The organism is Mycobacterium sp. TY814 (assembly GCF_030755175.1).
GTDB lineage: Bacteria > Actinomycetota > Actinomycetes > Mycobacteriales > Mycobacteriaceae > Mycobacterium.
In genome coordinates this window covers 721,373-737,907 of sequence record NZ_JAUFRY010000001.1, presented here as the reverse complement: position 1 = coordinate 737,907, position 16,535 = coordinate 721,373, and the positions used below count along the sequence as shown (strand labels likewise).

The 16,535-nt window shown below is 68.0% G+C and carries 15 protein-coding genes; 13 read left to right on the top strand and 2 right to left on the bottom strand.

Annotated features, from left to right (window positions below; translation table 11 throughout):
* The first annotated feature begins 7 nt into the window (after positions 1-7).
* Together QXH22_RS02985 and QXH22_RS02980 are read left to right on the top strand one after the other, a co-directional pair.
* Positions 8-1,156, top strand: a complete 1,149-nt coding sequence (locus QXH22_RS02985; RefSeq protein WP_306241272.1) for a PPE family protein — start codon at positions 8-10, stop codon at positions 1,154-1,156.
* Between the two features lie 22 nt (positions 1,157-1,178).
* Entirely contained in the window at positions 1,179-4,418 is a 3,240-nt protein-coding gene (locus tag QXH22_RS02980; protein WP_306274891.1) for a carboxyl transferase domain-containing protein, read from the top strand.
* Positions 4,419-4,430: 12 nt separating this feature from the next.
* On the opposite strand, the gene QXH22_RS02975 is transcribed toward QXH22_RS02980, so the two are convergent.
* Entirely contained in the window at positions 4,431-4,778 is a 348-nt protein-coding gene (locus QXH22_RS02975) for a PE-PGRS family protein (protein WP_306274890.1), read from the bottom strand.
* An 81-nt stretch (positions 4,779-4,859) separates the two neighbouring features.
* Here QXH22_RS02975 and QXH22_RS02970 point away from each other — a divergent pair, with 81 nt between their 5' ends.
* The 3 genes from QXH22_RS02970 to QXH22_RS02960 are packed head-to-tail and all read left to right on the top strand — an operon-like array spanning position 4,860 to position 7,905.
* Complete coding sequence (locus QXH22_RS02970) at positions 4,860-5,636, top strand: SDR family oxidoreductase (RefSeq protein WP_306241269.1); 777 nt, start codon at positions 4,860-4,862, stop codon at positions 5,634-5,636.
* A complete protein-coding gene (locus tag QXH22_RS02965) occupies positions 5,633-6,817 on the top strand; it encodes an acyl-CoA dehydrogenase family protein (RefSeq protein ID WP_306241268.1) in 1,185 nt (394 codons plus the stop codon). The genes QXH22_RS02970 and QXH22_RS02965 overlap by 4 nt, the downstream gene beginning before the upstream one ends.
* A complete protein-coding gene (locus tag QXH22_RS02960; protein ID WP_306274889.1) occupies positions 6,814-7,905 on the top strand; it encodes an acyl-CoA dehydrogenase family protein in 1,092 nt (363 codons plus the stop codon). Before QXH22_RS02965 ends, QXH22_RS02960 begins: the two co-directional genes overlap by 4 nt.
* A gap of 64 nt (positions 7,906-7,969) precedes the next feature.
* On the opposite strand, the gene QXH22_RS02955 is transcribed toward QXH22_RS02960, so the two are convergent.
* Positions 7,970-8,707, bottom strand: a complete 738-nt coding sequence (locus tag QXH22_RS02955; protein ID WP_306241266.1) for a dienelactone hydrolase family protein — start codon at positions 8,705-8,707, stop codon at positions 7,970-7,972.
* 309 nt (positions 8,708-9,016) lie between these two features.
* Here QXH22_RS02955 and QXH22_RS02950 point away from each other — a divergent pair, with 309 nt between their 5' ends.
* The 8 genes from QXH22_RS02950 to dapA all read left to right on the top strand — a co-directional run bounded on the left by QXH22_RS02950 (position 9,017) and on the right by dapA (position 16,533).
* A complete protein-coding gene (locus tag QXH22_RS02950) occupies positions 9,017-9,817 on the top strand; it encodes a thymidylate synthase (RefSeq protein ID WP_306241265.1) in 801 nt (266 codons plus the stop codon).
* A complete protein-coding gene (locus QXH22_RS02945; protein ID WP_306241264.1) occupies positions 9,814-10,296 on the top strand; it encodes a dihydrofolate reductase in 483 nt (160 codons plus the stop codon). The genes QXH22_RS02950 and QXH22_RS02945 overlap by 4 nt, the downstream gene beginning before the upstream one ends.
* Before the next feature lie 89 nt (positions 10,297-10,385).
* Complete coding sequence (locus QXH22_RS02940; RefSeq protein WP_306274888.1) at positions 10,386-11,111, top strand: cell division protein DivIVA; 726 nt, start codon at positions 10,386-10,388, stop codon at positions 11,109-11,111.
* A gap of 50 nt (positions 11,112-11,161) precedes the next feature.
* On the top strand, positions 11,162-12,388 hold the full coding sequence (locus QXH22_RS02935) for a winged helix-turn-helix domain-containing protein (RefSeq protein WP_306241262.1): 1,227 nt from the start codon (positions 11,162-11,164) through the stop codon (positions 12,386-12,388).
* Positions 12,388-13,755: a type I restriction-modification system subunit M gene (locus tag QXH22_RS02930; protein WP_306274887.1), complete on the top strand. Its 1,368-nt coding sequence runs from the start codon at positions 12,388-12,390 to the stop codon at positions 13,753-13,755. The genes QXH22_RS02935 and QXH22_RS02930 overlap by 1 nt, the downstream gene beginning before the upstream one ends.
* Positions 13,746-14,825 carry a restriction endonuclease subunit S gene (locus QXH22_RS02925; protein WP_306274886.1) on the top strand — a complete coding sequence of 360 codons (1,080 nt, stop codon included), beginning with the start codon at positions 13,746-13,748 and terminating at the stop codon, positions 14,823-14,825. The genes QXH22_RS02930 and QXH22_RS02925 overlap by 10 nt, the downstream gene beginning before the upstream one ends.
* Positions 14,826-14,830: 5 nt before the next feature.
* Positions 14,831-15,583 carry an FAD-dependent thymidylate synthase gene (thyX, locus tag QXH22_RS02920; protein WP_306274885.1) on the top strand — a complete coding sequence of 251 codons (753 nt, stop codon included), beginning with the start codon at positions 14,831-14,833 and terminating at the stop codon, positions 15,581-15,583.
* Between the two features lie 47 nt (positions 15,584-15,630).
* A complete protein-coding gene (gene dapA, locus QXH22_RS02915; protein ID WP_306241259.1) occupies positions 15,631-16,533 on the top strand; it encodes a 4-hydroxy-tetrahydrodipicolinate synthase in 903 nt (300 codons plus the stop codon).
* Positions 16,534-16,535 lie beyond the last annotated feature (2 nt).

Here is a 16,535-nt window from a genome sequence, read left to right as displayed (position 1 = left end):
ATCTCACGTGGACTTTGGAGCGCTACCGCCGGAGGTCAACTCCGCCCTCATGCATACGGGCGCGGGCGCCGCTCCGCTGCTCACAGCGGCGAGTGCCTGGAACGGTATCGCGGACGAGCTGAGCACCGCTGCGACCTCCGTCGAGTCGCTCATCACCCGGCTGAGCACCCAAGAATGGGTCAGTGCGGCGTCATTGTCGATGGCGGCCGCCGCCCAGCCGTTTGTCACGTGGCTGAGCCGCACCGCCGACGCGTCGGCGGTCGCGGCCGCTCAGGCGATGTCGTCGGTGGCCGCATTCGAGACCGCCTTCGCGATGACGGTGCCGCCGGCCGAGGTCGCGGCCAACAGAGCCCAGCTGGCCGCACTGATCGAGACCAACACGGTTGGGCAGAACATGCCTGCCATCGCCGCCGTCGAGTCGGCTTACAGCGAGATGTGGGCGCGCGATGCCGCCGCCATGTACGCCTATGCCGCATCTTCGGCAGCAGCGGGAAGGCTTGATCCGCTGCTGAGCCCCACGGAGATGACGAATCCCGCCGGTCTCGGCAACCAAGCCGCGGCTGTCGCTCAAGCCGCCGCATCCGGTTCTGCTTCCGCGGAGCAGGCGGCGCTGGGCGCGATCGTCGGTGCAGGGCCGGACGCCGTATTGAGCCTGGCCGGACCGGCCGAGGCCCCGGCCAGCACCGGGTCCACGTTGCTGGACTTGTTCATCGCTTTCGACCGCGAAGAACTGTGGTGGGCCGGCACGTTCGATCACAACAGGGCCACCTACTGGGACTACTCGGTCGGCCAGATCGGCAGTGGCGGAAACGATGACGACGAGCCCAAGGAGATTTCGCACGACGCGGCCCATCACGGCGCTGCGGCTCACTCGGCGAAGCCGGGGGTCGTCGGCAAAACCCCGACGGTTGCCGGACTGGGCACGGCGCACCTGGTCGGTGCACTGTCGGTTCCGGCGAGCTGGTCGAATTCAGTGCCGGCCGCCGATATTCCGGCTGCCGAGGGCACCTACTGGGAGGTGCCCCGGGACGAGGATTCGTTCGAGCAACCGACGCCCGCTCCCGGAAGTGTCGCGGCCATCTTCGACGGCCGTACCCGCCCGGGGCCCCGCTTCGGCGTCAAGCCGGTCGTTATGCCCAGGCAAGGACTCCTTTGAACCGGGCCGTACGCTGTGCCCTATGCGGCCACCACCGCGCGATGTCCTGATCGCAAATCGCGGCGAGATCGCTCTCCGCATCATTCGCACCGCCACCGAACTCGGTTGGCGCACCGTCGCGGTCTACGCCGAGGATGACGCCGATAGCCCCCACGTGCACTCGGCCGACGAAGCGATCGCATTGCCGGGCAACGGGGTAGCAGCCTATCTCGACCGGACCGCGGTGCTCGGCGCGGCAAAGGCGGCGGGGGCGACGACGATCCACCCGGGATACGGATTCCTCAGTGAGAACCCCGAATTCGCCCGCGCCTGCGCGGACTCCGGATTTGTGTTCGTCGGTCCGGATGGCGGCGTCCTCGAACTGGTGGGCAACAAAACCTCGGCCCGCGCGGCGGCGATCGCCGCCGGCGTGCCGGTACTGGCCGCCACGGACGGTCCGGCCGGCGTCGAGGACATCCGCGCGTTCTTCGCCGCGCAGAACGGCGCCATCATGCTCAAAGCCCTCGCCGGCGGCGGGGGGCGGGGGATGCGCAGGGTCGAGCGCGCCGACCAGATCGAGGATGCCTACCGCCTCGCCGCGGCGGAAGCCCAACTCGGGTTCGGTAATCCGGCGCTGTTCGCCGAAGCGTTGCTCCCCGACGCACGGCACGTCGAGGTGCAGATCGTCGCTGCTCCGCATGCCCATCAGACCCGTGCTCTCGCGCTGGGCGATCGGGACTGCAGCATTCAACGGCGATACCAAAAACTGGTGGAAATCGCGCCCGCCCAGCACCTTTCCGACGGCCTGCGTCGTGAATTGCACGGGGCGGCGGCGCGACTGTGTGCCAGGGTGGCTCTGCACGGTCTGGCCACCGTCGAATTCCTGGTCCGCGGAGAACAATTCGTGTTTCTGGAAATCAATCCGCGCATTCAGGTAGAACACACCGTGACCGAGCAGGTCACCGGTCTGGACCTGGTCGGTATCCAGTTGGCCATCGCCGGTGGCGCCACATTCGGCGACCTGGCGATCCCTCCCGGAATCTCCTCCGACGGAACCGATATCGCCGGTGATCCTGCCGCCCGGTCCGGCATCGCCATCCAGACCCGGGTCAACATGGAGACCATCGCGCCCGACGGTGCGGTGCTGCCCAGCGCCGGCACTCTGACGGCTTTCACCCCGCCGACCGGTCCGGGAGTGCGCGTCGACACCTACGGCCGGCCCGGTCTGGCACCCAGCCCGCGGTACGACTCGCTGCTGGCCAAGGTGATCACCCACGTGCACAGCACCTCCTTTGCCGCCGCGGCCCGCAAGGCGCACACCGCGCTGGAGGAGTTCAGCATCGAGGGCGTGGGCACCAACATCGCGGTGCTGCAAGAGCTGTTGTCCGACAGTGAATTTCAATCTGGTTTGGTGACAACGAGCTTCGTCGACGACAGACTTCCCCGATTGGCGTCGGCGGCCGCGGCGCACCAGCGACAGCACCCGGCGCCGGCGGCGGTCGAGCTCTACCCGGGTGAGGAGGTGCTCCGGGCGCAGCTCGCCGGGACGGTCGTCGAGGTGGCTCGTGACGGCACGGAGGTGGGCGCCGGGGGTCAGGTGGTGGTGCTCGAGGCGATGAAGATGCAACACGTTCTTGTGGCACCCGACGCGCTGCGCACTGTTCGCAACCTGGTGGCCCCGGGACAGGTCGTCGGGACCGGAGACCCACTGGTGGTCTTTACCCGCACGGAATCCGGTTCCGGTGATGAGAAGAGCTCGGCCGCAGTGGATCTGGATCACCCCAGGGAAGATCTGGATGAAGTGCGGCAACGGCACCTGGTGACGCTCGACGAGGGCCGTCCGGCCGCGGTGGCCAAGCGGCACAAGTTGGGCCGTCGTACCGCGCGGGAGAACATCGCCGATCTCGTCGACCCGGGCAGCTTCGTGGAGTACGGCGCGCTGGCCATCGCCGCCCAGCGCAGCCGGCGCTCCGAAGAAGACCTGATCGCCAACACCCCCGCGGACGGCCTGGTCGCCGGGCTGGCAACCATCGGCGCGGATCGCTTCGGCCCGCAGTCCGCAAGGGCCGTGGTGGTGTCCTACGACTACACGGTGCTGGCCGGGACGCAAGGCATGCGCAACCATGCCAAGACCGACCGCGTGTTCGACCTCGCCGTCCGGAAACGGATCCCGGTGGTGCTTTTCGCCGAGGGCGGTGGTGGGCGTCCGGGCGACACGGACGTCGGCGGGATGGCGGGGCTGGACGTACCGACATTCCGGATGCTTGCCGGACTGTCCGGCCGGGTGCCCCTCATCTCGATCGTTTCCGGGCGTTGCTTCGCCGGCAATGCGGCGCTGGCCGGGGTGTGCGACGTGATCATCGCGACGCCGGATGCCAACATCGGCATGGGCGGCCCGGCGATGATCGAAGGCGGCGGCCTCGGTGCCTACCCGCCTGAGGCGATCGGGCCGATCGATGTCCAGCGGCGCAACGGCGTGGTGAGCCTGGTGGCCCGCGACGAGGCACATGCGGTGTCGTTGGCCAAGCGGTATCTGTCCTATTTCCAGGGCGCCGTGGCGGACTGGGCGGCGCCGGATCCGCGTCTGGCCCGGCATGTGGTGCCGCAGAACAGGTTACGCGCCTACGACGTGCACCGGGCTATCGACAGCATCGTCGACGTCGGTTCGGTGCTGGAACTGCGACCCGACTACGGAGTCGGCGTCGTCACCGCCCTGGTCCGAGTGGAGGGCACGCCCTACGGCCTGATCGCCAACAGCAGCCATCACCTCGGCGGCGCGATCGATGCGGAAGCGGCCGATAAGGTGGGCGACTTCCTGACACTGTGCGAGTCATTCCGGCTGCCCGTGGTATCGCTGTGCGACACACCTGGGTTCATGGTCGGCCCGGAGGCAGAGAAAGACGCCGCAGTGCGCCGATTCGGTCGGATGTTCATCCTGGGAGCGCAACTGACCGTGCCGTTCGGGATGATCATTCTGCGTAAGGGCTACGGCCTGGGTGCGATGGCCATGGCCGGCGGCTCGTTCCGCGCGCCACAGTTCACGGTCGCGTGGCCCACCGGTGAGATCGGTGGCATGGGCTTGGAAGGTGCTGTGCGCCTTGGGTTCAGCAAGGAGCTGGCTGCCGCGCCCGACGAGGCGCAGCGCCAGGCGCTGTTCGACAAACTCGTCGCCGCGGCCTATCAGCACGGAAAAGCGCTGCGCGCCGGCACCACGTTCGAATTGGACGACGTGATAGACCCGGCGGAATCCCGGGCCTGGATCACCAGGCTCCGGGACTCCTGACATCCAGGTCCGTCAGGCGTGGCCGGAGCCGCAGCCGACGCCCGGCAGACAGCCCTCGCCGCCGGGAACCCCGCCCGGACCCCAGAACTGGCCCCCGTTGCCGCACCCGACGCCCGGGATGCAGCCCTGGCCGCCAGGACCGCCGTTCGGTCCCTGGTCGGTGCCACCGGAACCGCAGTTGCCGTTGGCGTCGCAACCGCCGCCACCGGGGTCCAGCGGGATGAAGTGGGTGATGCCGGTACTGGTAGCGCCCGGCCCGGTCGCGGCAACGTCAGCGGCGGCCATCGGTGCCGCGGCAATTGCTGCAGCGACAGCCCCGGCCACCACCAGTGGTTTGAGGAGATGTGATTTCGCTAACATGCAAATCGCATACCACGTTCACGAATTTTCAAACCTGCACCAGGCGGGCCTCTTTCCTGAAACAACAGAAGGCGTAAGCACATGACCTCTTTGGACTTAACCGGCCGCACCGCCATTGTCACGGGCGCCTCCCGGGGCATCGGATTGGCGATCGCACAGAAGCTTTCGGACGCGGGCGCCAATGTGGTGCTGACCGCGAGGAAGCAGGAGGCGGCAGACGCCGCCGCGGCGGAGGTGGGCGAGCGCGCTCTGGGCGTAGGCGCGCATGCGGTCGACGAGGATGCCGCACGGCGCTGCGTCGACTTGACCCTCGAGCGGTTCGGGCGAGTGGACATCCTGATCAATAACGCCGGCACCAACCCGGCCTACGGCCCGCTGATCGACCAGGACCACGCCCGGTTCAACAAGATCTTTGACGTCAACTTGTGGGCGCCGCTGCTGTGGACGTCGTTGGTGGTCAAGTCGGGCATGGGAGAGCACGGTGGCGCCATCGTCAACACCGCCTCGATCGGTGGCATGCACCAGTCGCCGGCTATGGGCCTGTACAACGCCACCAAGGCGGCGCTGATTCACGTCACCAAGCAACTCGCACTGGAACTTTCGCCCCGGATCCGGGTCAACGCGATCGCCCCCGGCGTGGTCCGCACCCGGCTGGCCGAGGCGCTGTGGAAGGACCACGAGGACCCGCTGGCGTCCTCGATCGCGCTGGGCCGGATCGGCGAGCCCGACGATGTGGCCGGTGCGGTCGCGTTCCTGGTTTCCGATGCGGCCAGCTGGATCACCGGCGAGACCTTGGTGATCGACGGCGGCCTGCTGCTGGGGCCGGCGCAGGGCTATCAGTCCGGCGGCCGGCAGTGACCACCGAGGCCGAGTTGGACGCCCTGGTCCGTGCGCTGCTGGACGAACACGACCCGGCCGGCACTTCGGCGCGGGACTTCCTTGGCGCACAGTACGACGCGGGTTTGGCGTGGGTGCATCTGCCGGTTGGTTTCGGCGGACTCGATCTGCCGCGGAGCGCGCAAGCGCGGGTCGACGCGCAGTTGGCCGCGGCGGGTGCGCCCATGGGCGGCACCGTCAAGAACTACATCGGCATGGGTATGGCCGCGCCGACGATCATTGCGTACGGGACCGATGAGCAGAAGCGAAAGTTCCTGCGTCCGTTGTTCACTGGCGAACAGATCTACTGTCAGCTGTTCAGCGAACCGGGTGCCGGATCGGACCTGGCCGCCGCGGCTACCCGCGCCGTGCGCGACGGCGATGAGTGGGTCGTCAACGGGCAGAAGGTCTGGACATCGCAGGCGCAGCACGCGCAGATGGCGATCCTCGTCGCACGCACCAACCCCGACGTCCCCAAACACGCGGGCCTGACCTACTTTCTGTGCGACATGACGCAGCGGGGCGTCGACGTCCGGCCGTTGCGTCAGATTACCGGCGAAGCCGAGTTCAACGAGGTTTTCCTCACCGACGTCCGGGTACCCGATGCCAACCGGCTCGGTCCCGAGGGCGGCGGTTGGCGGGTGGCGACCACCACGCTCAACAACGAGCGGGTCGCGATCGGATCGCGGGCCGGCACGCCGCGGGAGAGCGGCCACATCGGAAAGGTCGCCAAGGCCTGGCGCAGTGATGCGGCACTGCGCAATCCGGCCATGCACGACGAGCTGATGCGGCTGTGGGTCGAGGCGGAGGTGCTCCGCCTGACCGGTGAGCGACTGCGCCAGCAGGCCGCCAGTGGTCAGCCCGGACCAGAAGGTGCGGGAATGAAGATTGCCTTCGCCCGCATAGCGCAAGCGATTTCGGGCTTCGAGATCGAACTGCACGGCGAGGCGGGGTTGCGCTACGACGACTGGACCATGCGCAGGCCGGAGGTGGTGGATCTGACCGGCCGCGAGCCGGGGTACCGCTACCTGCGCGCCAGGGGCAACTCGATCGAAGGCGGTACCTCGGAGATCCTGCGCAACACCGTCTCCGAACGGGTGCTGGGCCTGCCCGGCGAACACCGGGTGGACAAGGCCCTCGCGTGGAAGGACCTGCCCCGATGAGCGACCTGCTGTACTCCGACACCGAGGACGCGTTGCGCGACGGTGTCCGGCAGTTGTTCGCCGACCGGTGTCCGCCGGAATCGGTGGCGAAGTGTTACGACACTCCGCCACAAGACTTTTCCGGAGTCTGGCGAACGCTGGCAGTAGAGCTCGGTGTGGCGGGTCTGCTGGTACCGGAGTCGCTCGGCGGGGCGGGCGCGAGCGCCCGCGAGGCCGCCGTCGTGATGGAGGAGATCGGTCGCGCCGTAGCGCCGGTGCCGTACTTGTCCAGCGCGGTGCTCGCCACCGTCGCGTTGTTGCGGGCCGGTGACACCGAGACTGTGTCAGCGTTGGCCTCCGGCGAACTCAGCGCGGCACTGGTGGTGCCGCTGTCCACCGCCCCCTGGGATGCGGTCACCGGACTGGACGTCGGCGATGGCGGCCTGAGCGGGCAGGTCACCAGCGTGGCCGGCGCCGCGGAGGCCGGCGTGCTGGTGGTGCCCGTTGCCGGACCGGAAGGGCTTGAGCTGCACACCGTCCCGCGCGACGGCGACGGCGTGCAGGTGTCACCGAGACTGGCCCTGGACATGACGAGACCCATTGCGGATGTTCAGTTTTCAGGTGCCAGCTCGACTTTCGTCGGAGCCGGTACCGAAGCGGTGGCGGCGGCGTTGCACACGGGCGCGGCGCTACTGGCCTCCGAGCAGCTCGGTGTCGCGCAGTGGTGCTTCGACACCACGCTGGCATACGCGAAGGAGCGCAAGCAGTTCGGCCGCGCGATCGGTTCTTATCAGGCGATCAAGCATCGGCTGTCGGATCTGTGGTTCGAGGTCAGCTCGGCGATGTCGGCGGCCCGCTACGCGGCCGACACCACTGCCCGCGGCGATGACGATGCGGCGGTGGCAGTGTCTCTGGCGCAGGCCTACTGCAGTGGCGCGGCGGTGCACGCCGCGGAGGAGTGCGTGCAGCTGCACGGCGGCATCGGCATGACCTGGGAGTATCCCGCGCACCTATTCCTCAAGCGCGCCAAGAGCGATCAACTGGTGTTCGGCACCGCCTACCGGCACCGTTCCCGGCTCGGTGACCTCGTCGACCTCCCGGTCACCTAATGGCGCTCGCGAGCGCGTTGGGGTACCTCCCGCGTGTGGCGGCGTGCCCCCCGGCTCGGCACGGTCAGGCGAGTGCCTCGGCGAACGTTTGCGTCATTGCCGCCCAATGCCGCTCGTCGGCAACAGGGTCGTAAGGCGGGTTGTCCGGGACGGCGAACCCGTGCCCGGCTTGGTACCACTCGATCGTGTGGCGCACGCCCGCCGCCGTCAGCGCCTTTTCCAATTGCTCGGCCTGATCGGCGGTGAAGGACGGATCATTCTCCGCGCCGCCCACGTACACCAGCGCGTTCATCTTGTCGGCCAGCAGGTGCGGGCTCTGGTCGTTGTCGCTGACCAGGCCCCCGCCGTGGAACGACGCCGCTGCGGCGACCCGCTCCGGGAGCCGGCCAGCCAGCAGTACCGAGATCCGGCCGCCCATGCAATAGCCGCAGACGCCGAAGCGTTCACCGCGGACCTCCGGGCGTCCGGCCAGATAGTCGAACAACGCAGTGGCGTCGCGGGTGATCCGGTCCGGCGTCACGGTGCCCAGCATGAACATGATGCGGGCCCGTTCCTTCGGGTTGCTGAAGGCGGTGGCCATGTCGAACGGGGCCCAGTCGCCCTCGCGGTAATACACGTCGGGAAGCAGCACGGCGTAACCGAAGCCGGCCAACTTGGCCGCCATCTGGTCGAAGGTGTCGCGGACCCCGCCGGCGTCGGGAAACATGACCACACCCGGCCACGGACCCGCACCCTCCGGAGTGTGAAGTGTCACGTTGCAGGTGCCGTCGGCGGTGGTCACGTGGTCGGTGATTTTCGGCATGGTGTCCGTTCTACTCCGTCGCCGTCCCGGCGCCCCGCCGCGCCCGGCTTCGCCGCGCTTGCGATCGCCGCGGTCTGATGGCGCGACCCGCCGCGCCCGGCTTCGCCGCGCTTGCGATCGCCGCGGTCTGATGGCGCGACCCGCCGCGCCCGGCTTCGCCGCGCTTGCGATCGCCGCGGTCTGATGGCGCGACCTGCCGCGCCCGGCTTCGCCGCGCTTGCGATCGCCGCGGTCTGATGGCGCGACCCGCCGCGCCCGGCTTCGCCGCGCCCGGCTTCGCCGCGCTTGCGATCGCGCTAAGCTGACCGCGTGCCGATCGCGACGCCGTACGAGGACCTGCTGCGTCAGGTGCTCGCCACCGGCACCGCCAAATCCGACCGCACCGGCACCGGCACCCGCAGCCTGTTCGGCCAGCAGATCAGATACGACCTGTCGGCCGGTTTCCCGCTGATCACCACCAAGAAGGTGCACCTGAAGTCGGTGGTCTACGAACTGCTCTGGTTCCTGCGCGGCGACTCCAACGTCAGCTGGCTGCACGAGCACGGCGTCACCATCTGGGATGAATGGGCAAGCACCACCGGCGATCTCGGGCCCATCTACGGTGTGCAGTGGCGATCCTGGCCCACTCCGAGCGGGCAGCACATCGACCAGATCAGCGCCGCACTCGAGCTGCTGCGCACCGACCCGGACAGTCGCCGCATCATCGTCTCGGCCTGGAACGTCGGCGAGATCCCGCAGATGGCGCTGCCGCCGTGCCACGCGTTTTTCCAGTTCTACGTGGCCGACGGCCGTCTGAGCTGCCAGCTGTATCAGCGCAGCGCCGACCTGTTCCTCGGAGTGCCGTTCAATATCGCCAGCTACGCGCTGCTCACGCACATGATGGCGGCCCAGGCCGGCCTGCAGGTCGGCGAGTTCGTCTGGACCGGCGGCGACTGCCACATCTACGACAACCACGTCGAGCAGGTCGGGCTGCAACTCACGCGCGAGCCCCGGCCATACCCGAAACTGCATCTGGCTCATAGGGATTCGATTTTCGACTACACCTATGACGACATCGAAGTGCGAAACTACGACCCCCATCCCGCGATCAAAGCCCCAGTAGCCGTATGAAGGTAGGCCTGGTCTGGGCTCAGTCGACATCTGGTGTGATCGGGCGCGGAGGCGATATACCGTGGCGGGTGCCGGAGGATCTGGCGCACTTCAAGAAGATCACCATGGGGCACACGGTGGTGATGGGCCGGCTCACGTGGGAATCGCTGCCGCCCAGCTTCCGTCCGCTACCGGGCCGGCGAAACGTCGTCCTGAGCCGCCAGGCCGGTTTCACGGCTGACGGGGCCGAGGTGGTCGGGTCGCTCGACCAGGCCCTCACCGAGCCCGAGACGTGGGTTATCGGTGGTGGTCAGATCTACGCCCTGGCGCTACCGCTGGCCAGCAGGTGTGAGGTGACCGAGGTCGACATCGACCTACCGCGCGACGACGAAGACGCGCTGGCACCCGTGCTCGACGAGTCATGGCAGGGTGAAACGGGGGAGTGGCAGGTCAGCCGCGCAGGGTTGCGTTACCGGTTTCACAGCTACTTCCATCCGTGATCGGCCCTCTCGGCGCGACCGATTGAGCTGACATACTCGGCTTGGGGGCGGTCTCACCGGATATCAAGCATCAGAAGGGGGAATCAAGAGTGGTAACCGAACCCGTCAAGACGTTTTCTCGCAAGTTCCTGGGCTACGACCAGGCCGCGGTGGACGCGCACATCGAAGTGTTGACCACCAAGCAGCGGCTGCTGCGTGACGACGTGGAGAGCCTGCGGACGCGGCTGCAAGAATCCGGCGACCAAGCGGCCGCGCTGCGCAAGGAAGTGGCGTTGCTCACCGACACCTCGCCCTCGCCGCACGCGATGCAACAGCGGATGGCCAAGATGCTCAGACGTGCGGTCGACGAGGTGTCGCAGATGCAATCCGAGGCGCGCGCGGAAGCGGACGCGATGATCGCGGCGGCCGAGGCCGATGCGGAAGCCGAGCAGCAGAAGTCGAAGGAGCGGTTGGCAGAGATGGCTGAGCAGCTGAACGCCCTGCAGGCCGAATACGAAGAGACCAAGGCAAAGCAGGAAGCCGAACTGGCAAACATGCGCAACGACGCCGAATCGGAGATCGGTGAAGCGTGGGAGCAGGCCCGGCGAGAGCGCGACCAACTCCTCGCCGACGCCAAGCAGGAGGCCGATCACTACCGTGAGCAGGCCCGGCGTGCGGTGGACCAGGCGACACAGCAACGAATCAACGTGCTGGAACAGCTGATGAGCGTCTACCGCGACCTCGAACCGGTGCCGGCTGCACTCGAGTCGGCATACCAACAGCGCAACCAGTCGGCAACCAACGGGACGGCGGATCGCCAAGTCAGGACGGCGTAACCCCGCGCCGGTCCCGCCGCCGGACCGCGCGGACCGGTAGTCTCGGCGCCGTGTCGGTCCGCAAAGCCAGGCTGACCGCCGCGCAGGCCCGGCGGATCGCCGTTGCGGCGCAAGGGTTTAGCGAGCCCCGCCCGGGCGGCGTCGTCACCCGCGCACACCTGCGGCGGCTCATCTCGCGGATCCAGGTGCTGCAACTGGATTCGGTCTCGGTGGCGGTGCGCGCCCACTACGCCCCGGTGTTCAGCAGGTTGGGACCCTACGACCGCGACATGCTGGACAGCGCCGCGTGGGGGCCGCCGAAGTCGCGACTGCTGGCCGAGTACTGGGTGCACGAAGCGGCGCTGATGGCGGTCGACGACTGGCCGCTGCTGCGCTGGCGGATGCGTCAGTACCGGCACGGGCGCTGGGGCACCCACATCGTCAAAGCCAACCCGCAACTGGCCGACGACATCGTGGCCGCCGTCGCCGAGCTGGGCCCCAGCACCGCCGGACAGATCGAGACGCACCTGGAAGCGGCGCCGCGCAGGGCCAAGGGCGCCTGGTGGAACCGCAGCGACACCAAGTGGGTGTGTGAGGCGCTGTTCGCCTCCGGAGTGCTGACCACCGCCACCCGGGTGGGTTTCGCGAGGCACTACGACCTGGTGGAGCGGGTGTTGCCCGCCGAGGTGCTCACCCGCGAGGTCGACGATGACGAAGCCGTCCGAGAGCTGACGCTGCGCGCGGCCACATCACTGGGCGTCGGCACCGAGGCCGACATTCGCGACTACTTCCGGCTGTCCGCCCAGCAGACGAAACCGGCCATTGCCGGGCTGGTGGCCGCGGGCGAGATCGAAACGGTGGACGTCGAGGGCTGGTCCGCGCCGGGCTACCTGCGGGCCGGGAGGACGGTTCCGCGCCGCGATCGCGGCACTGCGCTGCTCTGTCCGTTCGACCCGCTCATCTTCTTCCGGCCGCGCGTGGAGCGGATCTTCGATTTCCACTACCGCATCGAGATTTATACCCCTGCCGCCAAACGGCAGTACGGCTATTACGTGTGGCCATTCCTGCTCGATGGCGAGCTGGTGGCGCGGGTGGACCTCAAGGCCGACCGTGCCGGGGACACGCTGCAGGTGGTGGGCGCCTTCGGCGAGCCGGATATCGCGCGGCCGAGGGTCGCCGCGGCGCTGGCCGATGAGCTGTCACAGATGGCGTCCTGGCTGGAATTGAGCCGCGTGGAGGTTGCTGACCGCGGCGATCTGGCCGCGGAGTTGCGCGCAGCCGGTAAGCGAGCCGGCTGATGGATCAAAGCTTGAAGGACACGCTGTGGCACGCCGCCAACAAATTGCGCGGCTCCCTGCCGGCCAGCCAGTACAAAGACGTCGTCCTCGGACTGGTGTTCCTTAAACACGTCTGCGACGCGTGCTGGAAATCGTTGGCCGACAACGCCGAAGCGCCGGACATCGGTGAGCTGGTCGACCGGGCGATGGACGAGGTGATGACGGAACATCCGGCGCTGGCCGGAATGCTGCCGCGGCACTACCAGCGCGTCGACGAGCGCCGCCTCGGTGAACTCATCGCGATTCTCGATCAGGCCGCCATGGCCGGTGGCCACCGGGATCTCATGGGTGAGGTGTACGAGTATTTCCTGGGCAGTTTCGCCCGCGCGGAAGGACGTCGTGGTGGCGAGTTCTTCACACCGCCGAGCGTCGTCCGGGTCATCGTCGAGGTCCTGCAGCCGGGCAACGGGCGAGTGTACGACCCGTGTTGCGGCTCCGGTGGAATGTTCGTCCAGACAGAGCAATTCATCGCCGCGCGTAAGGGCCGGCCGGGTGACATCGCCATCTACGGGCAGGAAAGCGTCGAGGACACGTGGCGGATGGCCAGGATGAATCTGGCCGTGCACGGCATCGACGACAGGGGTCTGGCTCGCGGAGACACCTTCGTCCGTGACCAGCACGCAGGCGTGCAGATGGACTACGTAATGGCCAATCCGCCTTTCAATATCAAGGATTGGGCGCGCAGCGAGCAGGATCCGCGCTGGCGTTTCGGTGTTCCCCCGGCTAAGAATGCCAATTTCGCCTGGATTCAGCACATCCTGTCCAAGCTCGCGCCACAGGGCCGGGCCGCAGTGGTGATGACGAACGGCTCCATGTCGTCAAATACGGCCGGCGAAGGGAAGATTCGGGCTGGCATCGTCGACGCGGACCTGGTGTCCTGCATGGTGGCCCTGCCCACCCAGCTGTTCCGCAACACCGGGATTCCCGTGTGCCTGTGGTTCTTTGACAAGGCCAAGACGCGCCGGGCGGGTCAGGTGCTTTTCGTCGATGCGCGCGGGTTCGGGCACCTTGTCGACCGCGCCGAGCGCGCGCTGGCCGTTGACGAGATCCTCCGGATAGGTCAGACCTATCACGCGTGGCTTTCCAAAAATGCCGACTATCAAGATATCCCGGGGTTCTGCAGATCGGCCACGCTGGACGAGATCCGAGCCGCGGGATACGTGCTCAGTCCCGGGCGTTTCGTCGGGGCGGCCACCGCCCAACCCGGCGCCGAACCTCCCGACGAGAAGATCGCGCGGTTGACTGCAGAGCTGCTGGACGCCCTGGACGAATCCGATCGGCTGGATGCGGTGGTGCGCGACCGATTAGGACGCGTCCAGTGGCGCTGAGGCTGGGCGATCATCTCGACTTCCGCAGCGGCCGCGCGGCGCCGAAACCCCGGATCCGCGGGCCGTTCCGGGTCTACGGCGCCAACGGGGCGATCGGTTCAGCAGCCGCAAGAAACGCCGCCGGCCCCGTGATAGTCATCGGTCGGGTCGGAACATATTGCGGCAGCGTGCATTACAGTGATTCCGACATCTGGGTCACCGACAATGCGTTCACCTGCCGCCCGAAAAACGCGGCAGAGACGCGCTTCTGGTACTACGCGCTGCGGGCCGTTGGGCTCAATGGGCACCGTTGCGGATCCGGGCAGCCGCTGCTCAATCAGAGCATCCTCTGCGACATTCCGGCACCTGATGTCTCGGCCGAGCACCGGCCGCGGATCGGCGCTCTGCTCGGCGCCGTCGATCACAAGATCGCCGCCGGCCGGCGCGTGATAGCAGCGGCTGAGGCCCTGATGGTGGGCATGGCCGAGATGGTCTCGCACCGGGTGCCGCTGTCGAGCCTGGCGGCCCGATCGGGCGAATTCGCGGATCCGCAGCATTTCCCCGAGTTCGTTGCGCATTTCAGCCTTCCGGCGTTCGACGAGGGCGCGACGCCCCTCGTGGTCGCGGGTGCATCGATCAGGAGCGGCAAATTCCTGCTGAGGCAGCCGTGCGTGCTGTTCGCCAAACTCAACCCCCGCATTCCCCGCGTCTGGAACGTGGCGGACATGCCACCACAGTTGCCGGTGGCCAGCAGCGAGTTCGTCGTACTGACCCCAGCCGGCGTCGGCGCCTCCGTGCTCTGGGCCGCACTGTGCCAGGCCGACGTCTCAGAAGCGTTGCAGCGACAGGTGGTGGGAACATCAGGGAGTCATCAGCGGATCCGCCCGCGCGACCTACTCGACGTCGGGGTTCGCGACGTCCGGCGGCTGCCTCCGGATGCGGCGCAGACCATCACGGACCTCGGTGCGCTGTGTCAGACGCGCCGCATCGAGATCGCACGGCTGGCGGCGTATCGCGACGCGCTGCTCCCGCTGCTGATGTCGGGCGAGGTGCGCATCGGGGACGCCGTGCTCGTCGGCCAGATAGGCTGATCGCCGTGGCCGAAACCGCGCCGCTGCGCGTGCAACTGATCGCCAAGACCGACTTCCTGTCGCCCCCGGACGTCCCCTGGACCACCGACGCCGACGGGGGTTCGGCGCTGGTCGAGTTCGCCGGCCGGGCCTGCTACCAGAGCTGGTCCAAGCCCAATCCCCGGACCGCGACCAACGCCGGCTACATCAGGCACATCATCGACGTCGGGCATTTTTCGGTGCTCGAGCACGCCAGCGTGTCGTTCTACATCACCGGCATCTCGCGGTCGTGCACCCACGAGCTGATCCGGCACCGGCATTTCTCCTACTCGCAGCTCTCCCAGCGCTACGTTCCGGAGCACGACTCCCAGGTGGTGCTGCCGCCCGACATCGAGGACGATCCGGAGCTGCGCGAGATCCTGACCGCCGCCGCGGACGCCAGCCGCGCCACCTACATCGAGCTGCTGGCCAAGCTGGAGGCCAAGTTCGCCGACCAACCCAACGCGGTATTGCGTCGCAAGCAGGCCCGCCAGGCCGCCCGCGCGGTGCTGCCGAACGCCACCGAGACCCGGATCGTCGTCACCGGGAACTACCGGGCCTGGCGGCACTTCATCGCGATGCGGGCCAGCGAGCACGCCGACATCGAGATTCGGCGGCTGGCCATCGCGTGCCTGCGCCAGCTGGTCGACGTCGCACCCGCGGTGTTCGCCGACTTCGAGGTCTCCACGCTCGCCGACGGCAGTGAGGTCGCAACCAGCCCGCTCGCGACCGAAGCCTGAGCCCGCGGTGCTATGAACCTCGCCGTAGCCAGGTAATCTGGGGAACCGTGAGCACCGTCGGATTCGATGCCCCAGCGCGGCTGGGAACCCTGCTGACCGCGATGGTGACACCATTCGACGCCGACGGCGCTCTGGACACCGCCGCCGCGGCGAGGGTGGCCAGCCACCTGGTGGACCAGGGATGCGACGGTCTGGTCGTCTCGGGAACCACGGGTGAGTCGCCGACCACCACCGACGACGAGAAGCGCGAACTCCTGCGAGTGGTCCTGGAGGCCGTGGGTGACCGGGCGCGGATCATCGCCGGCGCCGGCACCTACGACACCGCACACAGCATCAAGTTGGCCAAGGCGGCGGCAGCCGAGGGTGCACACGGACTGCTGGTGGTCACCCCGTACTACTCACGGCCGCCGCAGACCGGGCTGATCGCGCACTTCACCGCCGTCGCCGACGCAACCGACCTGCCGGTGCTGCTCTACGACATCCCGCCGCGCTCGGTGGTGCCGATCGAATTCGACACACTGCGAACGCTGGCGGCACATCCCAACATCGTCGGCGTCAAGGACGCGAAGGCCGACCTGCACGGCGCGGGTCAGATCATCGCCGAGACCGGCCTGGCCTACTACTCCGGCGACGACGCGTTGAATCTGCCGTGGCTCGCCATGGGCGCCACCGGTTTCATCAGCGTGATCTCCCACCTGGCGGCGGGTCAGCTGCGTGAGTTGTTGTCCGCCTTTCATTCCGGTGACGTGGCGACAGCCCGCAAAATCAATCTCTCGGTGGGGCCCCTGTGCAACGCGATGAGCCGGCTGGGCGGAGTGACGCTGTCCAAGGCAGGCCTGCGGCTGCAGGGCATCGACGCCGGCGACCCGCGGTTGCCGCAGGTGCCGGCGACACCGGAGCAACTCGACGCACTGGCGGCCGATATGCGCGCCGCCTCTGTTCTACGGTGATC